Consider the following 18,183-nt stretch of genomic DNA (forward strand, 5'->3'; position numbering starts at 1 on the left):
CTGCCCAGTCGGAAAGATCACAGCGCCGACAGCGTCTCCGGCGGTTGCGGCGTACTGAGGACGGGGGCCGACTGGAACAGCGTGGTCATGTCCCGCAGCGTCTGGGTCGTGCGGCTGGACAGCACCGGCGGCCGCTCGGCCGCCGCATTGGCCGCCGCCTGTTCGTCGCTCTTCTTCAGCGCTTCCTCGGCCTTGGCCGCTATCTCCTCGTCGACGAAAGGTTTGTCGATGCCGGGGATCGGCTTGAGGTCGATATTCTGGTGCGCGTAGACCATCAGTCGCTGCCACACCATCGCCGGCAGCGAGCCGCCGGTCATGTTCTTGGTCGGCGTGAAGTCGTCATTGCCCATCCACACCGCCGCCGTGTAGTTGCCGGTGAAGCCGACAAACCAGGCGTCGCGGTAGGATTGCGTCGTGCCCGTCTTGCCGGCGACGACGATGTTGGGAAGTTGAGCCCGCCGCGCGGTGCCCATCACCGGCACTGCCGCCAGCATGGTGTTCATCGATTTCAGTGCCTGCTCCGACAGCACCCGGTGCGGCGGCGGCGCATCCTTGGCGAAATCATAGACCACCTCGCCGGTGCGGGTGACGAGCTGGCTGACGCCGTGCCGGGAGCCGACGAAGCCATTGTCGGCGAACACGCTGTAGCCCGTCGCCTGGTCCATCACGGTCATGCCCGAGGTGCCGAGAACCATCGTCTTGTGTGCTTCGATCGGCGATTCCACACCCATCGCCTCGGCCATGGCCTTGATCGGGCCAATGCCGAGATGATCCTTGGCCAGCCGCACCGGCACGGTGTTGATCGATTTCGCCATTGCCATGATCAGGGTGACGTTGCCCGCCGATCCGCCGTTGTAATTGTGCGGTGACCAGCTGCCCCAACTGATCGGGCCGCCGGAAATAATGGAGTTGGGAGTGAAGCCGTGTTCCATCGCCGTTGCGTAGACATAGGGCTTGAATGACGAGCCGGTCTGGCGCAGCGCCTTGGTGGCGCGGTTGAACTGGCTGGCGCCGTAGTCGCGGCCGCCGACGATGGCGCGCACGGCGCCGTTGGTCTCGATGACCACGACCGCGCCCTCGGTGACGTTATACTCCTTGCCGAACTGGCGCAGGTGGAACTCCACCGATTCTTCCGCCGCCTTCTGGATGTTGGCGTCGAAGGTGGTGTGGGCGACGAGCGAGTGCTGGCCCGGCTTGGCGATCTTCTTGACCTCGTCGAATGCCCAGTCGAGGTAATAGTCAGGGCTTTTCTGTTCGCCGCGGTCGACGACATCGGCCGGATGCAGCCTGGCCTGCAGGACCTGGCCTTCGGTCATGAAGCCGGCATCGACAAGGTTGGACAGCACCACGTTGGCGCGCGCGCGCGCCGCCGGCAGGTTGATGTGCGGCGCATATTTGGTCGGCGCCTTGAACAGGCCGGCCAGCATCGCCGCCTCGGCGAGGTTCAGGTCCTTGACGCTCTTGCCGAAATAGAAGTCGGCGGCCGCCTCGATGCCGAACGTGCCGCCGCCCATATAGGCGCGGTCGAGATAGAGCTGCAGGATCTCCTTCTTCGACAGATTGGCCTCGAGCCACAGCGACAGGAAGGCTTCCTTGATCTTGCGCTCCAGCGTGCGCTCATTGGTGAGGAACAGGTTCTTGGCCAATTGCTGGGTGATGCTCGAGCCGCCCTGGACGACGGAGTTCGCCCGCACATTCTCGAAGATGGCGCGCGAAAGGCCGAGCACATCGATGCCGTAGTGATCGAAGAAGCGACGGTCCTCGGTGGCAAGCACCGCCTTGATGACGTGATCGGGCATCTCGTCGACCGGCACGGAATCGCGCTGGATGATGCCGCGCTGGCCGATCTCGTTGCCATAGCGGTCGAGGAACGTGACGGCGAAGTCGCCCTGGGCGCGCCAGTCGCCGGCAGTGTCCTGGAAAGCCGGAATGGCCAGCGCCAGCATCACCACGATGCCGACGGCGCCGAGCGTGAAACCTTCGCTCAACAGTTCGATGATGCCACGGCGCCAGCCGTTGACGCGGAAGCGCCGCGAGAAGATCGTCGCCGATTCCCAGAACTGGCGCGCCTTGAAACCGATCTCGTAGAGCGAGGAATCGATCCACGCGTCGAGCGCCAGCAGCCGGGCGGCGATCGGACCTCTTCTCTTGCGCGGTTCGGGACTGGCCATTCGATATCCGGCTAGCAATTGCACGACCTGAGAACCGCAAACCGGCAATTTCAGGGCGATGCATTCCGCAAGACTATTCCTCCATTTTTCCAGCACTCACAAGGGCGGCGAAGACACAGTATCGGGTTTGTTGCTGATGGGCCGGGCCGGGAATACAACTCGACGCCAACAGCATGTGACAGTAAAAGCCCGCGCCTCCAGCGGCGACGTGTGCTTTTTTATCACTGCAGCACGGGCGCGCCTCAAGCAGCTCGCAGGCTTTCTTTCGGGCGCAAATTCTGGTTCATGCGGAACAGGTTCAATGGGTCGTAGCGCTGCTTGATTTCCAGAAGCCGTCGATGGTTGCCACCATAGGCCGCTTCGACCCGGTCGACCTCGTCCTCTGGCATGAAGTTCACATAGGCGGTGCCGGCGGCATAAGGTTTGGCCGCCTCGTAGATTGAACGAGCCCAGTCGGTGCAAGCCTTGTCCATCGTCGGTTCGCGCCAGCGGGCGTGAACGTTCATGACGAAATGCGAACTGCGCTGTGGAAACGCCGTTGCGTCCTCCTTGACGCGACCTGCCGCGCCGCCGACATGGCCGATAAATATCTCGCATTCGGGTCCCGGCAGCCTGGCTATTGCCCCCCTGACGACCGCAGCCGCCTCCTCGGAAAACTCGGTGAAGTCATGGCTCTTCCAGTAGTTGCGGGCGCCGGGCGTGAGCAGTGGGTCGAATGCCTGCTGCCAGCCGGTGAACGGGCTGGGGCCCACGACATCGGCAATCGGCGTGCCGATGGCTCGAAGTTTTTGCGTCGCCTTTTCGCCTGCCTCGATGTCGCCGCAATAGCACATGGCCAGCACCAGAACCTCCTTGCCATGCCACTCCGCGGGCAGGAAGGGCAGCGGCGGCGCCTGCCGCATGACCACCCAGCAGGTCAACTCGTCAGGTGCGGTCTCGAGCGCCTTGCGATACTCCCGCAGCACCTTTTCGGCATCGGCGAAGGGATGGACGACAAGCCCCGCCAGCACTTGCGGTCCAAACTCATGGAGTTCGAACTCGAATGCCGTGACGACGCCGAAATTGCCGCCGCCGCCGCGCAGCGCCCAGAACAAGTCCGGATTTTCGGCATGGCTGGCCCGGAGCAGTTTGCCATCGGCGGTGACCACATCGACGGAGGCAAGATTGTCGATGGTCAGGCCGAATTTGCGGGTGATCCAGCCGAAGCCGCCACCCAGCGTCAGGCCGGATATGCCGGTGGTCGAGTTGATGCCGGTCGGTACCACCAGCCCGAAGGCCTGCGTTTCCTTGTCGACATCGGCAAGCGTCGCGCCAGGCCCGACCCATGCCCGCCGCGCAGCGACATCGACCCGCACCGATTTCATCAATGACAGATCAATCATCAGGCCACCATCGCAGACCGCACTTCCGGCAATGTTGTGGCCGCCGCCGCGCACCGAGACGAGAAGCCTGTTCTCCCTGGCGAAATTCACGGCACTGACGACATCGGAAGCGCCGACGCAGCACACGATCAGCCCGGGCCGTCGGTCGACCGTGGCATTCCAGACGGTTCGTGCTTCGTCATACGCGGCATCGCCTTCGCTCAGCATTTTGCCGCGCAATTGTGCCGAAAACGCTTCCAGGGCTGCGGCGTCGACTGTCGTTTTGCCGCGTTCAAGCGTGGTGAGGCTCATGGTGTTCATGGTTTCCTCCCGATTTGCAGATGAGCTGTCCTATCCCAAAAGACGGTTTTACTGTGCGCTTATATTAGCTATCGCGCAAGTTTCGCATCGGGCAGCGTTCCGACTCGCAAGCCGGGCACATGGTGCCGCCAGCCGGCGATCTCAGCCGTTTTGCCCGCGCGACCTTGCACCCTCGGCCGCCAGGATGCCGATCATGCTGATGCGAATGTGAGCGAAGCAGCGTAGCGCTATCCCACTCCTCAGGCCGGTTCGCGCTTCAGCGCCTGCGCCATGCAGTGGATGCCGCCGCCGGTCTTGGAAATCTCGTTCATGTCGACGGCCGCGACCTCGAAACCGCGCGCCTTGAGCTGGCCGATCAGCGTCTGGCTGGAGGTCGGCGCGATCACCCGGTCCTTGCCGAGCGACATGAAGTTGCAGCCGAGGGCCATCGTGTCCCGGAACGGCACGTCGATGATCTCGTGGCCCTTGCCCTTCAGCCAGTCGACGATGCCGGGTTCGGTGCAGGCGAGGCAGACGGCGGTCAGCTTTTCGGCGATCGGCACCACCATCAGGTCGATATGGACGTAGTATTCGTCGATGAAGGCGATGCGGGTTTCCCAGCCCTCCTTGTCGAACCAGGCTTGTACTTGGCGCGCGCCTTCCTCCTGCGTGCGGGCGCCGCCGCAGCCGATCAGCACGACGCCGTCCTCGATGACGTTGAAGTCGCCGCCCTCGAACGTACCAGCCGTGACCATGTCGTAGATCGGGATGCCGAGCTTTTCGTAGGTGCGGATTGCGGCATAATTCTCGCCGCGCCGCCACCAGTTGGCCATGGCGGTGATGAAGGCGCCGTAGGGCGTCATGACGCTGGAATCGCGGGAATAGACCTGCATCGGCAGTTCCGGCGTTGGCTCGTGCCAGTGGATGTTGACGCCGAAATGCTCGTAGGCGGCGACAAGGTCCTTGTGCTGCGCCTGGGCAATCTGCACGTTGCAGGGTGCCTCGCGCAGATGCTTTCGCGACAGCGAGCTAGTCGAGAGATGACGCAGGAAATTGGGTGAGCCGAGCAGCACGTCGGTCAGCACGTCGGTCTCGTTGGCGAAGCCCCAGGCGGTCAGCGGCTTGGTGCCGCCGGCGGGGTTGCGGCGCTGCAGCGAAAACGGCTCGGCGACAATGCGGTCATGAACGGTCATGGGGTGCTCCTTGTGATCAGATCAGCGGTCATTTGGCTTGGGGAATGCTCGGTATCCACCAGTCCCGTCCGCGCGGGGTGGTGACATATTCCGGCCAACGGAAATGGATCGGCGGTTCGTAATCGCAGAGCGGCGCGATCCAGTTCGAGCCGCCGATTCCGCCACCGGTGCGAGCGACGAATTCATTCATCGCCGCATCGCGGGCGGTCTGGTCTTCCAGCAGGCGAAGGGCCGCGAGCGCAACCGTGCGGGAGGCGCAAGCCACCATCGGGTCGATGGTGGCGGGAATACCGCCCAACGCATTCATCACCCATGCCGGATAGGGATAGCCGGTCTCCGAGCGCAGCGCCGGTCGGGCAACATAGAAGCGCGCCGTCGGCGTATGCCAGCTCATGTCGGTGTAATCGTCGGAGGTCGAATTGACTTGCGAGGGCGGCAGGTCGCGGCGCAGGATCGCTTCCGCCGCCTGCGGCTCGATCAAGCGCTCCAATTCTTCGATGAACGGCTCGTCGCTCGCCATGCGCCCGGCATTGACCTGTATTTCGCGCGCGACTGCCTTGGCGTCCTCGTCCCAGCGCGGCGGCCCGACCGTCGACAGTGCTTCATAGGCGATTTCGGCCATTACATGATTGGTAAGTCCCGGCCGTGACTTCGACACCCAATGCCGCTCGGTGCGGCAACCACTCATCGCTGCCGCCGCCTCGGCATTGCGGTCGAGCACCGCGGTGACCTGCTCGGCCATGGCAAGCGTCGGCACGCGGATCATGTACTGGATCTCGGCCAGCCCCGCCGGCAAATTGTCGGCGGTCGCTTGCCCCGCCGTCAGGATCGCCTCGCTGATCGACCAGCCGCCCTGGTGAGGCAGCATGGAATCGCGCAGAGCCTTGGAGGCCATGTACATCATCATCAATGCGTCGTTGGCGCCGGGGGCGCGCGCCGCCGAATGTGCTTGCGGAATGGGTGCAGCACCCGCAGCCAGCGCCCAGCGCTCCGGTTGGTCGCAGATGAAGCGATAGATCATCGCGTAGGCCGCGCCGCAATGCGTGTCCCAGCGCGCCGTGTTGCAGAGCGGCAGCATGTAGAACGGATGAAAGGAGATCATGCCGGCAAGGCCGTCATAATAGCCCTTGGCGGCATGGATCGGCTTTGACCCGCGCACCTTTTCCGCCGGCTCGCCGGTGAAGCGCAGCGTGCCTGATATGCCGTGGCGCTGCATCGCTGCCTTGGTCGCCAGCAGCCCGCCGAGGCTCGAAATGCCCAGCCCGGAATGCGGGTCGGTGTGGCCGCCGGCCTGGTTGCCAAGTCCCCGGCGCGGACGCTCGACCGTAGCGGCATCCTGGCAATTGCCCGGCACCGCGTCGTATTCGGCGTACATGCCGATGGTCGGGCCGGGGCCGTTGGTCCAATGCGCGCAGAAGGCGGTCGGCATGCCGCCGGAACCTTCTTCGACGGAAAAGCCTTCGAGTTTCAGTCGCTCGACATACCAGGCGGCGGATTGATATTCCCGCCACGCGGTCTCGCCGTAATCGAAGATGGTGCGTGTCCACGCGGACAACAACGGCTGGATGCCGTCGAGACAGGCAAGGGCGGTTGCTTGCGCCGAGGTGGCCACCGGTTTCTCCATGGCATGAGAAGAAAGCAGTGAAGCGGTTCGCTAAAAAGTGATATGTTTTCCCGGTTCGTGCAAATTCGGTTCACCTGAGGCTCCTTGCGTATACCATCGACACAAGCGCTGCGTGCGCTCGACAGCTTCGCCCGCCACGGCAGCGTCTGGCGCGCCGCCGACGAGTTGCACCTGACCCGCAGCGCTGTTAGCCATCAGCTTCGCCTGCTGGAGCGCGACCTCGGCTTCGACCTGCTCGAACGCATCGGCAAGGGCGTGGCGCTGACGCCGCGCGGCCAGCGCTACGCCAGCGACGTGCGCAAGGCGCTGACCGTTCTGGGCGATGCGGTGACGCGCGATGCCGGCACCGGCGTCGGCGGCTCGTTCGCCGTCAGTTGCACGCCCGGCTTCGCCTCGCTGTTCTTGTGCACCCATATCGGCGAGTTCCGGCAGATGTATCCCGACGTGGCGCTGCGCATCCTGACGCCGCGCCGGCTCGACGATGTCAGCAACGCCGACGCCGATGCCTTCATTGCGTTCGGTGTCGGCAATTGGCCGAACCGGGCGGTCGAACCGCTCTGCGAAATCTCGTTCACGCCGCTCTGCAGCCCGACGCTGCTCAACAAGATCGGCGGCTTTTCCCGGCCGTCGGACGTGCTGCGCGCCAACCTGCTGCATCTCGATGACACCGAGGATTGGGCGCGCTGGCTGGCGTTGTCCAAGGTGGAAAACCCCGACATTGAGGGCGGCATCTTCTTTTCGGACATGAACCTCGTCTTCTCGGCGGCGATTGCCGGGCAGGGCATCGCCATGGGCGACGAACTGACCAGCCGGCGGGCGCTGAGCGAGGGCCGGCTGGTCAGGCCGTTCGACATCGCGATCAAGTCGCCGCGTTCCTATTTCCTGGTCTCCGAACACGCCAAGGCTTCGCATCCGGTGCTGGAAGCGTTCGCAGGATGGCTGCGGTCGAAACTCCAGGAGAACCGCATCCTGCCGTATTGAGTGCAGGTGGCGACATCTCGCCATAGATGAATGGAATTTGCCGATCAGGCGAAAACTATTCGGTTGCGGTGAGCCGGCACCCTGCCTACGATTTCGACAAGCGTTAGGGAAAGGGCAGTATGCAGCAACCCGGCCGTGCCGCAGAGATCAAGGCAATCGGGATCGGCAAGAGCTTCGGCTCGTTCCGTGCGCTGGACAATCTGTCGCTCGATATCGGCCGTGGCGAGTTCCTGACCCTGCTCGGGCCGTCCGGTTCGGGCAAGACCACCTTCCTGATGATCCTTGCCGGCTTCGTTCAGCCGACCGAGGGCAAGCTGTTCAGCGACGGCGTCGACATCACCGACCGGCCGGCAGAGCAACGCGCCGCCGGCATGGTGTTCCAGGGCTACGCGCTGTTCCCACATATGAGCGTAGAAGCCAACATCGCCTTCCCACTCAAGGTGCGCAAGAAATCGGCCGCCGACATCAAGCGCCGTGTCGGCGAGATGATCGAGCGCGTCGGCCTCAAGGGCCACGAGAAGAAACTGCCGGCGCAGCTGTCGGGCGGCCAGCAGCAGCGCGTGGCGCTGGCGCGAGCGCTGGTGTTCGAGCCGGGCGTGCTGTTGCTCGATGAGCCGTTTTCCGCACTCGACAAGGGCCTGCGCGGCCAGATGCAAGCCGAGATGAAGCGGCTGCATCAGGAGACCGGAACCACCTTCGTCTTCGTTACCCACGACCAGAGCGAGGCGCTGGCGCTGTCGTCGCGCGTTGCCATCTTCAACCACGGCAAACTGCTGCAGGTCGGAGCGCCCGACGAGGTCTACGACCGGCCGGACAACCGCTTCGTCGCCGAATTCCTCGGCGAGATCAACATGCTGCCGCTAAAGGGCGTCAAGCCCGCCGGCAATGGCTCGACTGGCCTGTGCGAAGACCGCGCGGTCAGCATGGGCTGCAAGGCCGAACTCGTGCGCGGCGATGCCATCCTGGCGATCCGGCCCGAATACATGTCGATATCGGGCGAGGCGGCAGATGGTGAGAATGGGATCGCCGCTACCGCCACCAACTCCACCTACCTAGGTGCTGCAACGCGGCTCGACCTGACAACGCGGCAAGGCGCCAAGGTCACGGTCTCGGTGCCGAACGAGGTGGCTGCCGCGGCCTTGAGCAAGGGCAACTCCGTCTGGCTCACCTGGCCGGCGGAAAAGGGTTTCCTCCTTCCGCATGGAGGGCAATGACGAACGGTGTGGCGAGATATCGCAGCACCGTTTTCCGGCACTATCAACAACAAAAAAGGGGAACTGACATGACACATGACACCAAGAAACAAGCCATCGAGAGCCTGTCCGCCAGGGCAGGTCGCGGCGAGATCTCGCGCCGGCAATTCACACAGTTGGCGGCACTCGTGCTGGCCGGCACGCCGATGCTGCTGCGCTCGACAGGTGCCTTTGCGCAGGCCAAGGAACTTGTGCTGGTCAACTGGGGTGGCGATGCCATCACCGCCTACGATGCCGCCTATGGCCAGGCTTTCACCAAGGACACCGGCATCACCGTCAAGATGGACGGTTCGGGTCCGACCGAAGGCGCCATCGCCGCGCAGTTCAAGAGCGGCGCGCCGACCTGGGATCTCGTCGACGTAGACCCGTTCTCGGCCATCACGCTCGGCGCCCAAGGGGCTCTCGAGCCGATCGATTACAACATCGTCGACAAGAAGAAGATGCGGCCCGGCTTTGGTTGGGAATACGCCGCCTCGACCTATTTCTTCTCCTATGTCATCGCCTATGATTCCGAGAAGTACGGCAAGGACGCGCCGACCGGCATGGCCGATTTCTTCGATGTGAAGAAATTCCCCGGCAAGCGCTCGCTCTACAAATGGGGCGTGTCGAGCTGGGAAGCGGCGCTGCTCGCCGACGGTATCGCGCCTGCGTCGCTCTACCCGCTCGACCTCAAGCGCGCCCATGACAAGATCGCCGCCTTCAAGGAAAATGTCGGTGCCTATTGGGGCGGCGGCGCCGAAAGCCAGAGCGTGCTGCTCAATGGCGAGGCCTCGATGGCGATCGTCTGGTCGACCCGCGCCTCGCTGATCGAGCAGGATTCGGGCGGCAAGATCAAGTTCATCTGGGACCAGGGCCTGATCTCGCCCGGCGCGCTGGCCGTGCTCAAGGGCAACCCCGGCGGCAAGGACGCTGCGATGAAGTTCATCGCCAGTGCCCAGGACCCTGAAAAGCAGCTGGTCATGTTCGACAAGCTCGGCCAAGGTCCTGCAAACCCGGCTGCCGACGCGCTGATCCCCGCCGACAAGAAGCGCATCAATCCGGTCGATCCCGAGAACATGAAGAAGCAGATCGCGCTCGACATGGACTGGTACGCCAAGAATTACGGGCCGGCGCTCGACGAATACACCAAGATCATCTCGGCCTGATCAGGGGCGGGGTAATCGGGTCGAAATGAGATTTTATCTCTCCGACAGGATGGGCGCGGCGCTGTTGATGGCGCCGCTGCTCCTGTTTCTTGTCCTGGTCTATGCCTGGCCGTTCCTCGGCGTCGTCAAATGGAGCTTTACACTGCCGACGCCCGGCCTCGGCCAGTATGAGGCGCTGCTCACCGACGATCTCGTGCAGTCGGTGTTCATCCGCACGCTGCGCATCGCGGCGGTCGTCACTGTCGTTTCGGTGGCAGCTGCCTACGCCATCACCGTCGTCTGGGTGCGTGGAACCCCGGCACAGCGCCTGATCGCCGAGTTCTGCATTCTCGTTCCCTTCTGGATTTCCGTGCTGACCCGTGCTTTCGGCTGGGTGGCGCTGCTCTCCAATCGCGGCCTGATCAACACCTGGCTGCAGGCGATCGGCTTCATTTCCGAACCGCTGGCGCTGGTGCGCAACGAATTCGGCGTCATCGTCGGCATGACGCACTTCCTCATTCCGTTCGCCGTCTTCCCGCTGGCATCGGCCATGCGCAGTCTCGACGACCGCGTGCTCCTGGCCGCGCGCGGGCTCGGCTCCAGCCGCATGCGCACCTTCTGGACGGTGTTTGTGCCGATGACGCGCTCCGGCATCATCGGCGCGGCGATGATCGTTTTCGTCTTCTCGCTCGGCTTCTTCGTCACGCCGGCGATCCTCGGTGGCGGCCGCAGCGTCATGATCGCCGAGCTGATCTATCTCAGGATCTTCCAGAGCCCGGACTGGGGGCTGGGTGCAGCGATCAGCGTCGTGCTGGTGCTGTTCGTCGGCGCGCTGATGGCGCTTTTGTTCCGCTATGTCAGACCGAAGCAGTTGATCTGATGCCGACCTACCGCCCCGGTCCTGTCTCGCTGATCATCGCCGCCTTCGTGGCGCTGTTCCTGCTGATGCCGCTGCTCGCCGTCATCCCGGTGTCGCTGACGCCGAGCCGCATGCTGGCTATGCCGTCGGGCGAACTGTCGCTGCGCCACTACCGGGCGCTGGTCGAGGACCCGCGCTGGCTCCAATCGATCCTGCTCTCGATCCGTATCGGTGTCGTCAGCAGCGCCTTTTCAACCGTGCTCGCGCTGTGCTTCAGCCTTGGCGTCTGGATGTTCCAGCCGCGCTTTACCGCAGCCCTGGTCGGCTTCGTGCTGCTGCCGATGGTGGTGCCGCCGGTGGTCTCGGCGATCACGCTCTACTTCCTGCTGACCTCGATCTCGGGCTTCAGCGCGTTCTTCGGCTACGACACCTGGCTTGGCGTCGCCATGGCGCATTCGGTGATGACCGTGCCCTTCGCCACGGTGCTGATGCTGGTCTCGCTCAGCCAGCTCGACCGCCGCATCGACCTTGCCGCGCGGGGCTTAGGCGCCACTGTGTGGGAGCGCGCCACCCGCATCATCATGCCCAACATCAAGTTCGGCATCATTACCGCGGCGCTTCTCTCCTTCGTGCTGTCCTGGGAAGAAATCGGCGTCACCCTGTTCATCACCTCGGTCAACGCCATCACGCTGCCGAGGCTGATGTGGATGGGCCTGCGCGACAACATCGACCCAGCGATCGCCGCGCTCTCGGTGATCCTGATCATCATCACCGTTCTGGTGCTGGCGGTGCGCAGTTTCGTGGCCAGGCAGCGTGGGGGCTATTAGACAAACCGCACGGAGACGCTGCCGAACCTGCCCAAATCGCCAATGACTTCGTCGCCGGCCTCGACCCCAATCGGCGTCACGCAGGTACCTGTAATCACCACCTGTCCCGGTTGGAGCGCTATGCCCAGGCCCGACAGCTCGTTGACGATCCAGGTGAGCGCGATGCGAGGATCGCCCAACACGGCTGCTCCCGATCCGCTATGTTGCGGCCTTCCGGAAACGGAGGCGACCACGGGGTGCTTTGCAAGGTCCACGTCTCGCCAGTCGTCCGCCGCCTCGCCGATGACAAACAGATTGGCGCAGGCATTGTCCGCAATGAGTTGCGGCGCCCCGACGGCGCAAAAATCGTCATAGCGTGAGTCCGGAATTTCGATCGCCGGGTGCAAGGTCGCCACGGCTTCCATCACCTCGGCGATTTCATAGGGTGCCGGACGAGGCGGCAGCTCGCGGCCGAAGCGGAAAGCGAACTCGATCTCGGCCACGCGCATCTTGCTCGTCGCCAGGGAAACGGTCCCGCCGACCTCCACCGCTTTTTCGGCCAGGAGACGTCCGGCCATCGGGCCGTCGACGTTGATGTGCCTTTGTCCGGCCAGACTGGTGGCGGCAATCTTCCAGCCGAAAAGAGGGGCCACCGAGCGATCCATGACGTGCGACTGGATAGCGTAACCTTCGATCCGTGTTTGTGGGCGCAACGCCTCAGGTATGGCGTCGAGACGGGTGCCCTTGTCCCAGTGGCCTACCAACAGCCGCGACGCAGCCCTGGTCTTTTCTGCATCGAGCATCATCAGCTTCCGAAATGGCTTCGTGGATCAAAAACGGCAAGGAACATTGCGTCATGCGACCTTGTATGGAGCGAGAATATGTGACCAGGAATCGAGAGTCCATGTTCACAGCTCGGTGCCCGCGGACGATGGTGTTGGCAAAGTCGCCCTTTCGAGATCATCGGCATCCATCATTCCGATGACGAATCGCCATCGCCTCCGCGCGTCGAATGGCTATATCTGTCAGAACACGCAGAACGCGGGCTTCCGAAAAGCAATAGTCGGCAGCGCAGGAACCGGAGGAAAAGACGATGACCGCGCCAGGCGATTTACAGCAGGCACTGTTTCTCAGGCTGAAAAGCGATGCATCGCTATCGGCCTTGCTGGGCGGCGCCGGACTGCTCGAACGGCCAACCGACAATGCCGCTTTTCCGTACGTGACCTGCGGCCAGACCTCCGCTTTCGACTGGGATACGAGCACCGAGAACACCGACGATCAGTTGATTACGCTGCATGTCTGGTCGAAAGCCCATGGCGACGCGGAAACGCTTGCCATCATGGCCGCCATCCAGGCGCGCCTTGCCGACGCAGCATTGGTGATCGGCCCTCGCGGCCAGACACGACTGTCGCTGGAATTTGCCGAAGCCCGCCATGACGAGGATCTGCTCGTGCATCACGGGCTGCTGCGTTTTCGCGCGATGACGCAGGAAAATGCCTGATGCGCTTTCAATATGGTCAAAACGGGGTCTAGACTGGGCTTTCGCGGGATTTCACCTGTTCGAGGCGGTGAAATTCCAGGTTGATTGTCTCGCGTTGCAGGGTTGTGGCGAGGATGTTTTCAGCGGCGTTCACCGTTCATTTCACGTTCAGCACCGATGCGTTACAACGCCGGTCATGAAAACGCTTCGCTCCCACTTCCGAACCGCGACACTGGCGCTTTGTGCTGCCGGGCTGTTCGCGTCGCAGGCGATGGCGATGCCGGTCATCGCGCCGCCCGACCTGGCCAGTCCGATCGTACTGGCGGCGTCCGATTGCTACGCCATCGGCCAACAGGTGGCCGAACAGAATGGCGGAACGCTGGCCAAGGCCTCGCAGTCGACGCGCGGCGGCCAGCCGGTCTGTGTCATCGTCGTGCTCGTTCCGGGCAAGGACGGACAACGTCCGCGCCGTTCCGAAATCGTCGTTCCGCTGAACTGATCCAATCAACCTTAGGCTACGTTTCCCAGGCCGCCGGAATCGGCCTATATCTGCCCCAGTCTTCAATCTGACAAAGCTCTTCAACAGGTAAAGCTCTTCAACAGGTATCGAACTCCGCATGCGTGTACTCGTCGTCGAAGATGACAAGGATCTCAATCGGCAGATATCGGATGCGCTGGTCGATGCCGGCTATGTCGTCGACCGCGCCTTCGACGGCGAGGAAGGCCATTTCCTTGGCGACACCGAGCCCTACGACGCCGTCGTGCTCGATATCGGCCTGCCGCAGATGGACGGCATCAGCGTGGTCGAGCGTTGGCGACGCGGCGGCCGCAAGATGCCGGTGCTGATCCTGACGGCGCGCGACCGCTGGAGCGACAAGGTCTCCGGCATCGATGCCGGCGCCGACGACTACGTCACCAAGCCGTTCCACATCGAGGAGGTGCTGGCGAGGTTACGGGCTCTGATCCGGCGCGCTGCCGGCCATGCCTCGTCCGAACTGACCTGCGGGCCGCTGCGCCTCGACACCAAGGCCTCCAAGGCCGATGTCGACGGCGTGCCGCTGAAACTGACGTCGCACGAATTCCGCCTGCTTGCCTATCTGATGCACCATATGGGCGAAGTCGTTTCGCGGACCGAACTGGTCGAGCATCTCTACGATCAGGATTTCGACCGCGATTCCAACACTATCGAGGTGTTTGTCGGGCGGCTGCGCAAGAAGATGGGCATCGACATGATCGAAACCGTGCGCGGCATGGGCTACCGCATGCGTGAGCCGGAGGCGTAACTCGGAACCGCTCAAACCAACCGCAAGGACGCCGCTTTCGCTGCGTTTGTGGCCGCGTTCGCTGACGTTCCGCGTCATCGCCTTTTCCACGGTCTGGGCGATCGTGACGCTCGTTGTCATCTTCACTCTCATCACCACCCTCTACCGCCAGGCTAGCGAGCGCGGCTTCGACAGCCTGCTTTCGGCGCATCTGTTCAACCTGATCGGCTCCATCGGTATTTCCGACAACGGTGCGCTGACCGGTGCGCCCGACCTCGGCGACCTCCGCTTCTCGGAACCGAATTCGGGCTGGTACTGGTCGGTGGAGCCCGCTTCGGAAGGCGTGCATGGCGATCTCCACTCGTCGTCGATGACCACGACGATCCCGTCGCCAAGCGTCGCCGAGGTGCCTTTCAATTCCAGCTTCCAGCGCAGCTATGCAGCCGAAGGCATCGACGGCGAGCAACTCGAAGTGTTCGAGAGCGAATTCGTTCTCGATGCCAAGAACCGCGCCGCGCGTTTCCGGGTCATGGGCAACCAGAGCGAACTCGAACAGGAAATCGCTACCTTCCAGCGCCGCCTGCTGACCTATCTCAGCCTGTTCGGCGTCGGCATGATCGCCATCAACGCGATCGCCATCCTGCTCGGCCTGCAGCCGCTGCGCCGGGTCAGGAACGCGCTAGCCATGGTGCGCGAAGGCACCGCCCAGAGGCTCGACGGCCGCTTCCCGGCCGAGATCGAACCGCTTGCCAACGAAACCAATGCCTTGATCGAAAACAACAGGCGCATCGTCGAGCGGTCGCGAACACAGGTCGGCAATCTCGCCCATTCGCTGAAGACGCCGCTGGCGGTACTGCTCAACGAGGGCCGCGCGCTCGGCGGTGCCAAGGGGCAGCTGATCGCCGAACAGGCCGCTTCCATGCAGAAGCAGGTTGAACACTATCTCCAGCGCGCCCGCGTCGCGGCACAACGCGACAGCGTCGTCTACCGCACGCCGGTGATGCCGCTGGTGCAGCGCATGGTGCGGGTTCTGCAGAAGCTCAACCCGCAGACAAATCTGTCGCTGTTACTGCCGGCAACCGAGATCGTCTTCGCCGGCGAGCGCGAGGACCTTGAGGAACTGCTGGGCAATCTCCTTGAAAACGCGATGAAATGGGCAAAGAGCGCGGTGCAGGTTTCGGTCGTGCCCTTGACCGGCAAGGACGACCCGGCCGGCCTGTTCGAGATCGGCATAGAGGATGACGGTCCAGGCATTCCCGAGGACAAGGCGCGCGAGGCGCTGAAGCGAGGACGGCGTCTGGACGAGACAAAGCCCGGAACAGGTCTGGGGCTGGCCATTGTCGCAGACCTTGTCAACGAGTATGGAGGCGTTCTGGCGCTCGAACGGTCCGGTATGGGCGGATTGAAGGCGGTGGTGCGATTGCGGAGCCTTCAGTGATGTTCACCAGGGCCAATCGACATAGAGGGACGGGAGATGTTATTGGCGGCATGTCGATTGGTCTCGCAGCGGCCAGCGGCCAAATTTCCGACAAATATCAATACTATGGCCACGCCAACTTCTCCGATGACGCGGCCCCCGGCGCATCCATGGCAGGCTCCCACTCAAGAAAATCGGTTGTTGGCATGAAGATTCGCGTCGCTCTCGTTTCCGCATTGCTGGCCGTTTCCGGCTGCACCACCTTGAGCGGCAAGGGTCCGGCCGTGGCAGTGACACCGGCCTCGACACCTCCTTCCAGCGGCAAGGTGACCACGACGATCATTTCGGCGATGGGCGGCGGCCTCATCAGCGGGGCGATCGGCAACGGCCTCAGCGAGACCGAGAAGCGCAGCGCGCTCGAGGCTGAATACAAGGCGCTAGAATATACGACCAGCGGCCAGAAGGTGACGTGGAAGGGCGCTCAGGCTTCGCGCTACGGCGAGGTGGTTCCGGCCCAGCCGTACCGCGTCGGTTCGCAGGACTGCCGCCAGTACACGCAGACGGTGTTTTCCGCCGGCGCCGGGGTCACGGCGCGTGGAACCGCTTGCCGCAACGCCGATGGCAGCTGGACGCCGCTGACCTGACGACCGTCTGCCGACGATTGGCGGCTGGCGTCGTCAAAGCGTCGCAGCATGCATCTGTTGGCACGGCAGAGCTCTGCCGGTATTGGAAGAACCATGCTGTTCTGGGTCATAGCCGCCATTCTCACGCTGGGTGCAAGCCTGGCGGTGCTGCTGCCGCTGGCCGCCAGCGCCAAGGGCGCGTCGTCGAGCGGCGAACATGATCTCGAAGTCTATCGGGACCAATTGTCCGAGCTTGACCGCGACGCCGCGCGTGGCTTGATCCAGCCGGCCGAAGCCGCCGAGGCCCGCGCCGAGATCGCTCGCCGCATCCTTCGCCTTGACAATGCGGGTACCGCCGGCGGCGCAAACCCTGGCCGAGCGCCGATCACGGCAAGGCTGGTGGCAACCGTAGCCGTGCTGGCGGTGCCGCTGGTCAGTTGGGGGCTCTATGTCAAGCTTGGCTCTCCTGACCTGCCGTCGCAACCGCTCAGCGAGCGGTTGGCCAAGAATCCCGCCGACAGTTCGGTCGACGAGCTGGTGGCGCGGGCCGAAGCCCATCTGGCCGCCAATCCCACTGACGGCAGGGGCTGGGACGTTCTGGCACCGGTCTATCTGCGCATGCAGCGCTTTTCCGACGCGGCAGGAGCCTATCGCAACGCCATTCGGCTCGATGGCGACAGCGCCGTTCGCCAAGCCGGTCTCGGCGAGGCGATCGCCAGCGCGGCAGGCGGCATTGTCTCGGCCGATGCCCAGGATGCTTTCGAAGCAGCCCTGAAGCTCGATCCGGCCAATGCGAAGGCCAGCTTCTACCTGGCCATGGCATTGGCGCAGGAGGGTCGCGCCAAGGAAGCGACCACGGCATGGCAGGCGATGCTGGACAGATTGCCGCCGGATTCGCCATGGCGCGGTGCCGTCGAGCAGGCGCTCGCCAAATCCGGAAGCTCCGACGTCGCTTCCGGCGGCGCCACCAACGGTCCCGATGCCGGCGATGTCGACGCCGCATCCTCGATGTCGCCGCAGGACCGGGAGACCATGATCAATACGATGGTTGCCGGCCTCGACGACAAACTGCGGCAAAATCCGCGCGATCCGGAAGGATGGATGCGGCTCGTTCGTTCCTATGTCGTGCTCGGCAAGGCCGATCAGGCGCGTGAGGCGCTCGGTCGCGCCATTGCCGTCTTTGGAGCCGACAGCGACCAGGCGAAGAAATTCACTGCCTTTGCCGCTTCGCTTGGGCTTGCGGCGACGGAGTAGAACAAGACATGACGCGCAAGCAGAAACGATTGTCGGTGATCGCGGGCGGGCTGGTCTTCCTGGGTGCCGCGACCGGGCTGACTTTTTACGCGCTTGGCCAGAAGGCCTCCTATTTCTACATGCCGGCCGATCTCACCACCGCCAGCGTCCAGCCTGGCCAGCGCATCCGGTTGGGTGGATTGGTCGAAAAAGGCACGATCCACCGCGGACAGGGGGCCACGGTCGGCTTTTCGGTGACCGACACGCACAAATCGGTCAAGGTCACCTACACCGGCATCCTGCCCGACCTTTTCCGCGAAGAGCAGGGCGTCATCACCGAGGGTACTTTCGGCCCGGACGGGGTTTTTGTTGCCGATAGCGTGCTGGCCAAGCATGATGAGCGCTACATGCCCAAGGAGGTTGCGGACGGCCTCAAGGCCAAGGGCGTCTGGCAGGAGAACAAGAGTGAATAGCTCCGGCAGGAGAGCGACAATGG

The 18,183-nt window shown here is 63.5% G+C and carries 17 protein-coding genes; 12 read left to right on the plus strand and 5 right to left on the minus strand.

The window, feature by feature from the left end; genetic code table 11:
* Window positions 1–17 precede the first annotated feature (17 nt).
* The 4 genes from NKJ37_RS19015 to NKJ37_RS19030 all read right to left on the minus strand — a co-directional run bounded on the left by NKJ37_RS19015 (window position 18) and on the right by NKJ37_RS19030 (window position 6,649).
* Window positions 18–2,171 (minus strand): transglycosylase domain-containing protein, encoded by a 2,154-nt coding sequence (locus NKJ37_RS19015; RefSeq protein WP_023812797.1) that lies wholly within the window; start codon window positions 2,169–2,171, stop codon window positions 18–20.
* A gap of 242 nt (window positions 2,172–2,413) precedes the next feature.
* Complete coding sequence (locus NKJ37_RS19020; RefSeq protein WP_352774667.1) at window positions 2,414–3,853, minus strand: FAD-binding oxidoreductase; 1,440 nt, start codon at window positions 3,851–3,853, stop codon at window positions 2,414–2,416.
* A gap of 239 nt (window positions 3,854–4,092) precedes the next feature.
* Window positions 4,093–5,025 carry a dimethylarginine dimethylaminohydrolase family protein gene (locus tag NKJ37_RS19025; RefSeq protein WP_352609863.1) on the minus strand — a complete coding sequence of 311 codons (933 nt, stop codon included), beginning with the start codon at window positions 5,023–5,025 and terminating at the stop codon, window positions 4,093–4,095.
* Window positions 5,026–5,053: 28 nt separating this feature from the next.
* Entirely contained in the window at window positions 5,054–6,649 is a 1,596-nt protein-coding gene (locus NKJ37_RS19030) for a zinc-binding metallopeptidase family protein (RefSeq protein WP_352774668.1), read from the minus strand.
* An 84-nt stretch (window positions 6,650–6,733) separates the two neighbouring features.
* Here NKJ37_RS19030 and NKJ37_RS19035 point away from each other — a divergent pair, with 84 nt between their 5' ends.
* The 5 genes from NKJ37_RS19035 to NKJ37_RS19055 all read left to right on the plus strand — a co-directional run bounded on the left by NKJ37_RS19035 (window position 6,734) and on the right by NKJ37_RS19055 (window position 11,693).
* The gene (locus NKJ37_RS19035) at window positions 6,734–7,630 is read left to right on the plus strand and encodes a LysR substrate-binding domain-containing protein (protein WP_023812801.1); all 897 of its coding nucleotides are present in this window, start codon (window positions 6,734–6,736) and stop codon (window positions 7,628–7,630) included.
* 119 nt (window positions 7,631–7,749) lie between these two features.
* The gene (locus NKJ37_RS19040; RefSeq protein WP_352550669.1) at window positions 7,750–8,844 is read left to right on the plus strand and encodes an ABC transporter ATP-binding protein; all 1,095 of its coding nucleotides are present in this window, start codon (window positions 7,750–7,752) and stop codon (window positions 8,842–8,844) included.
* A gap of 68 nt (window positions 8,845–8,912) precedes the next feature.
* Window positions 8,913–10,028 carry an ABC transporter substrate-binding protein gene (locus tag NKJ37_RS19045; RefSeq protein ID WP_352774670.1) on the plus strand — a complete coding sequence of 372 codons (1,116 nt, stop codon included), beginning with the start codon at window positions 8,913–8,915 and terminating at the stop codon, window positions 10,026–10,028.
* A 25-nt stretch (window positions 10,029–10,053) separates the two neighbouring features.
* Window positions 10,054–10,887, plus strand: a complete 834-nt coding sequence (locus NKJ37_RS19050) for an ABC transporter permease (protein WP_352774671.1) — start codon at window positions 10,054–10,056, stop codon at window positions 10,885–10,887.
* On the plus strand, window positions 10,887–11,693 hold the full coding sequence (locus NKJ37_RS19055; protein ID WP_023812805.1) for an ABC transporter permease: 807 nt from the start codon (window positions 10,887–10,889) through the stop codon (window positions 11,691–11,693). The genes NKJ37_RS19050 and NKJ37_RS19055 overlap by 1 nt, the downstream gene beginning before the upstream one ends.
* Here NKJ37_RS19055 and NKJ37_RS19060 read toward each other — a convergent pair.
* A complete protein-coding gene (locus NKJ37_RS19060) occupies window positions 11,690–12,475 on the minus strand; it encodes a 2-keto-4-pentenoate hydratase (RefSeq protein ID WP_128302998.1) in 786 nt (261 codons plus the stop codon). The genes NKJ37_RS19055 and NKJ37_RS19060 overlap by 4 nt on opposite strands.
* Before the next feature lie 290 nt (window positions 12,476–12,765).
* Between NKJ37_RS19060 and NKJ37_RS19065 the strand changes: the two genes are divergently transcribed.
* From NKJ37_RS19065 to ccmE, 7 genes are all read left to right on the plus strand, one after another.
* Window positions 12,766–13,173 carry a DUF3168 domain-containing protein gene (locus tag NKJ37_RS19065; protein ID WP_352774673.1) on the plus strand — a complete coding sequence of 136 codons (408 nt, stop codon included), beginning with the start codon at window positions 12,766–12,768 and terminating at the stop codon, window positions 13,171–13,173.
* Window positions 13,174–13,348: 175 nt separating this feature from the next.
* Window positions 13,349–13,651 carry a hypothetical protein gene (locus tag NKJ37_RS19070; RefSeq protein WP_013532640.1) on the plus strand — a complete coding sequence of 101 codons (303 nt, stop codon included), beginning with the start codon at window positions 13,349–13,351 and terminating at the stop codon, window positions 13,649–13,651.
* 118 nt (window positions 13,652–13,769) lie between these two features.
* On the plus strand, window positions 13,770–14,435 hold the full coding sequence (locus NKJ37_RS19075; protein ID WP_023812809.1) for a response regulator transcription factor: 666 nt from the start codon (window positions 13,770–13,772) through the stop codon (window positions 14,433–14,435).
* On the plus strand, window positions 14,419–15,852 hold the full coding sequence (locus NKJ37_RS19080; protein ID WP_352774675.1) for an ATP-binding protein: 1,434 nt from the start codon (window positions 14,419–14,421) through the stop codon (window positions 15,850–15,852). The genes NKJ37_RS19075 and NKJ37_RS19080 overlap by 17 nt, the downstream gene beginning before the upstream one ends.
* A 185-nt stretch (window positions 15,853–16,037) precedes the next feature.
* Window positions 16,038–16,475, plus strand: coding sequence for an RT0821/Lpp0805 family surface protein (locus NKJ37_RS19085; protein WP_127292574.1), 438 nt, complete (start codon window positions 16,038–16,040; stop codon window positions 16,473–16,475).
* 93 nt (window positions 16,476–16,568) lie between these two features.
* Window positions 16,569–17,708 (plus strand): c-type cytochrome biogenesis protein CcmI, encoded by a 1,140-nt coding sequence (gene ccmI / locus NKJ37_RS19090; protein ID WP_352774677.1) that lies wholly within the window; start codon window positions 16,569–16,571, stop codon window positions 17,706–17,708.
* A gap of 8 nt (window positions 17,709–17,716) precedes the next feature.
* Window positions 17,717–18,160 carry a cytochrome c maturation protein CcmE gene (gene ccmE / locus NKJ37_RS19095; RefSeq protein WP_352609850.1) on the plus strand — a complete coding sequence of 148 codons (444 nt, stop codon included), beginning with the start codon at window positions 17,717–17,719 and terminating at the stop codon, window positions 18,158–18,160.
* The last annotated feature ends 23 nt before the right edge of the window (window positions 18,161–18,183 follow it).

This window comes from Mesorhizobium sp. M0140, from assembly GCF_040322475.1.
GTDB lineage: Bacteria > Pseudomonadota > Alphaproteobacteria > Rhizobiales > Rhizobiaceae > Mesorhizobium.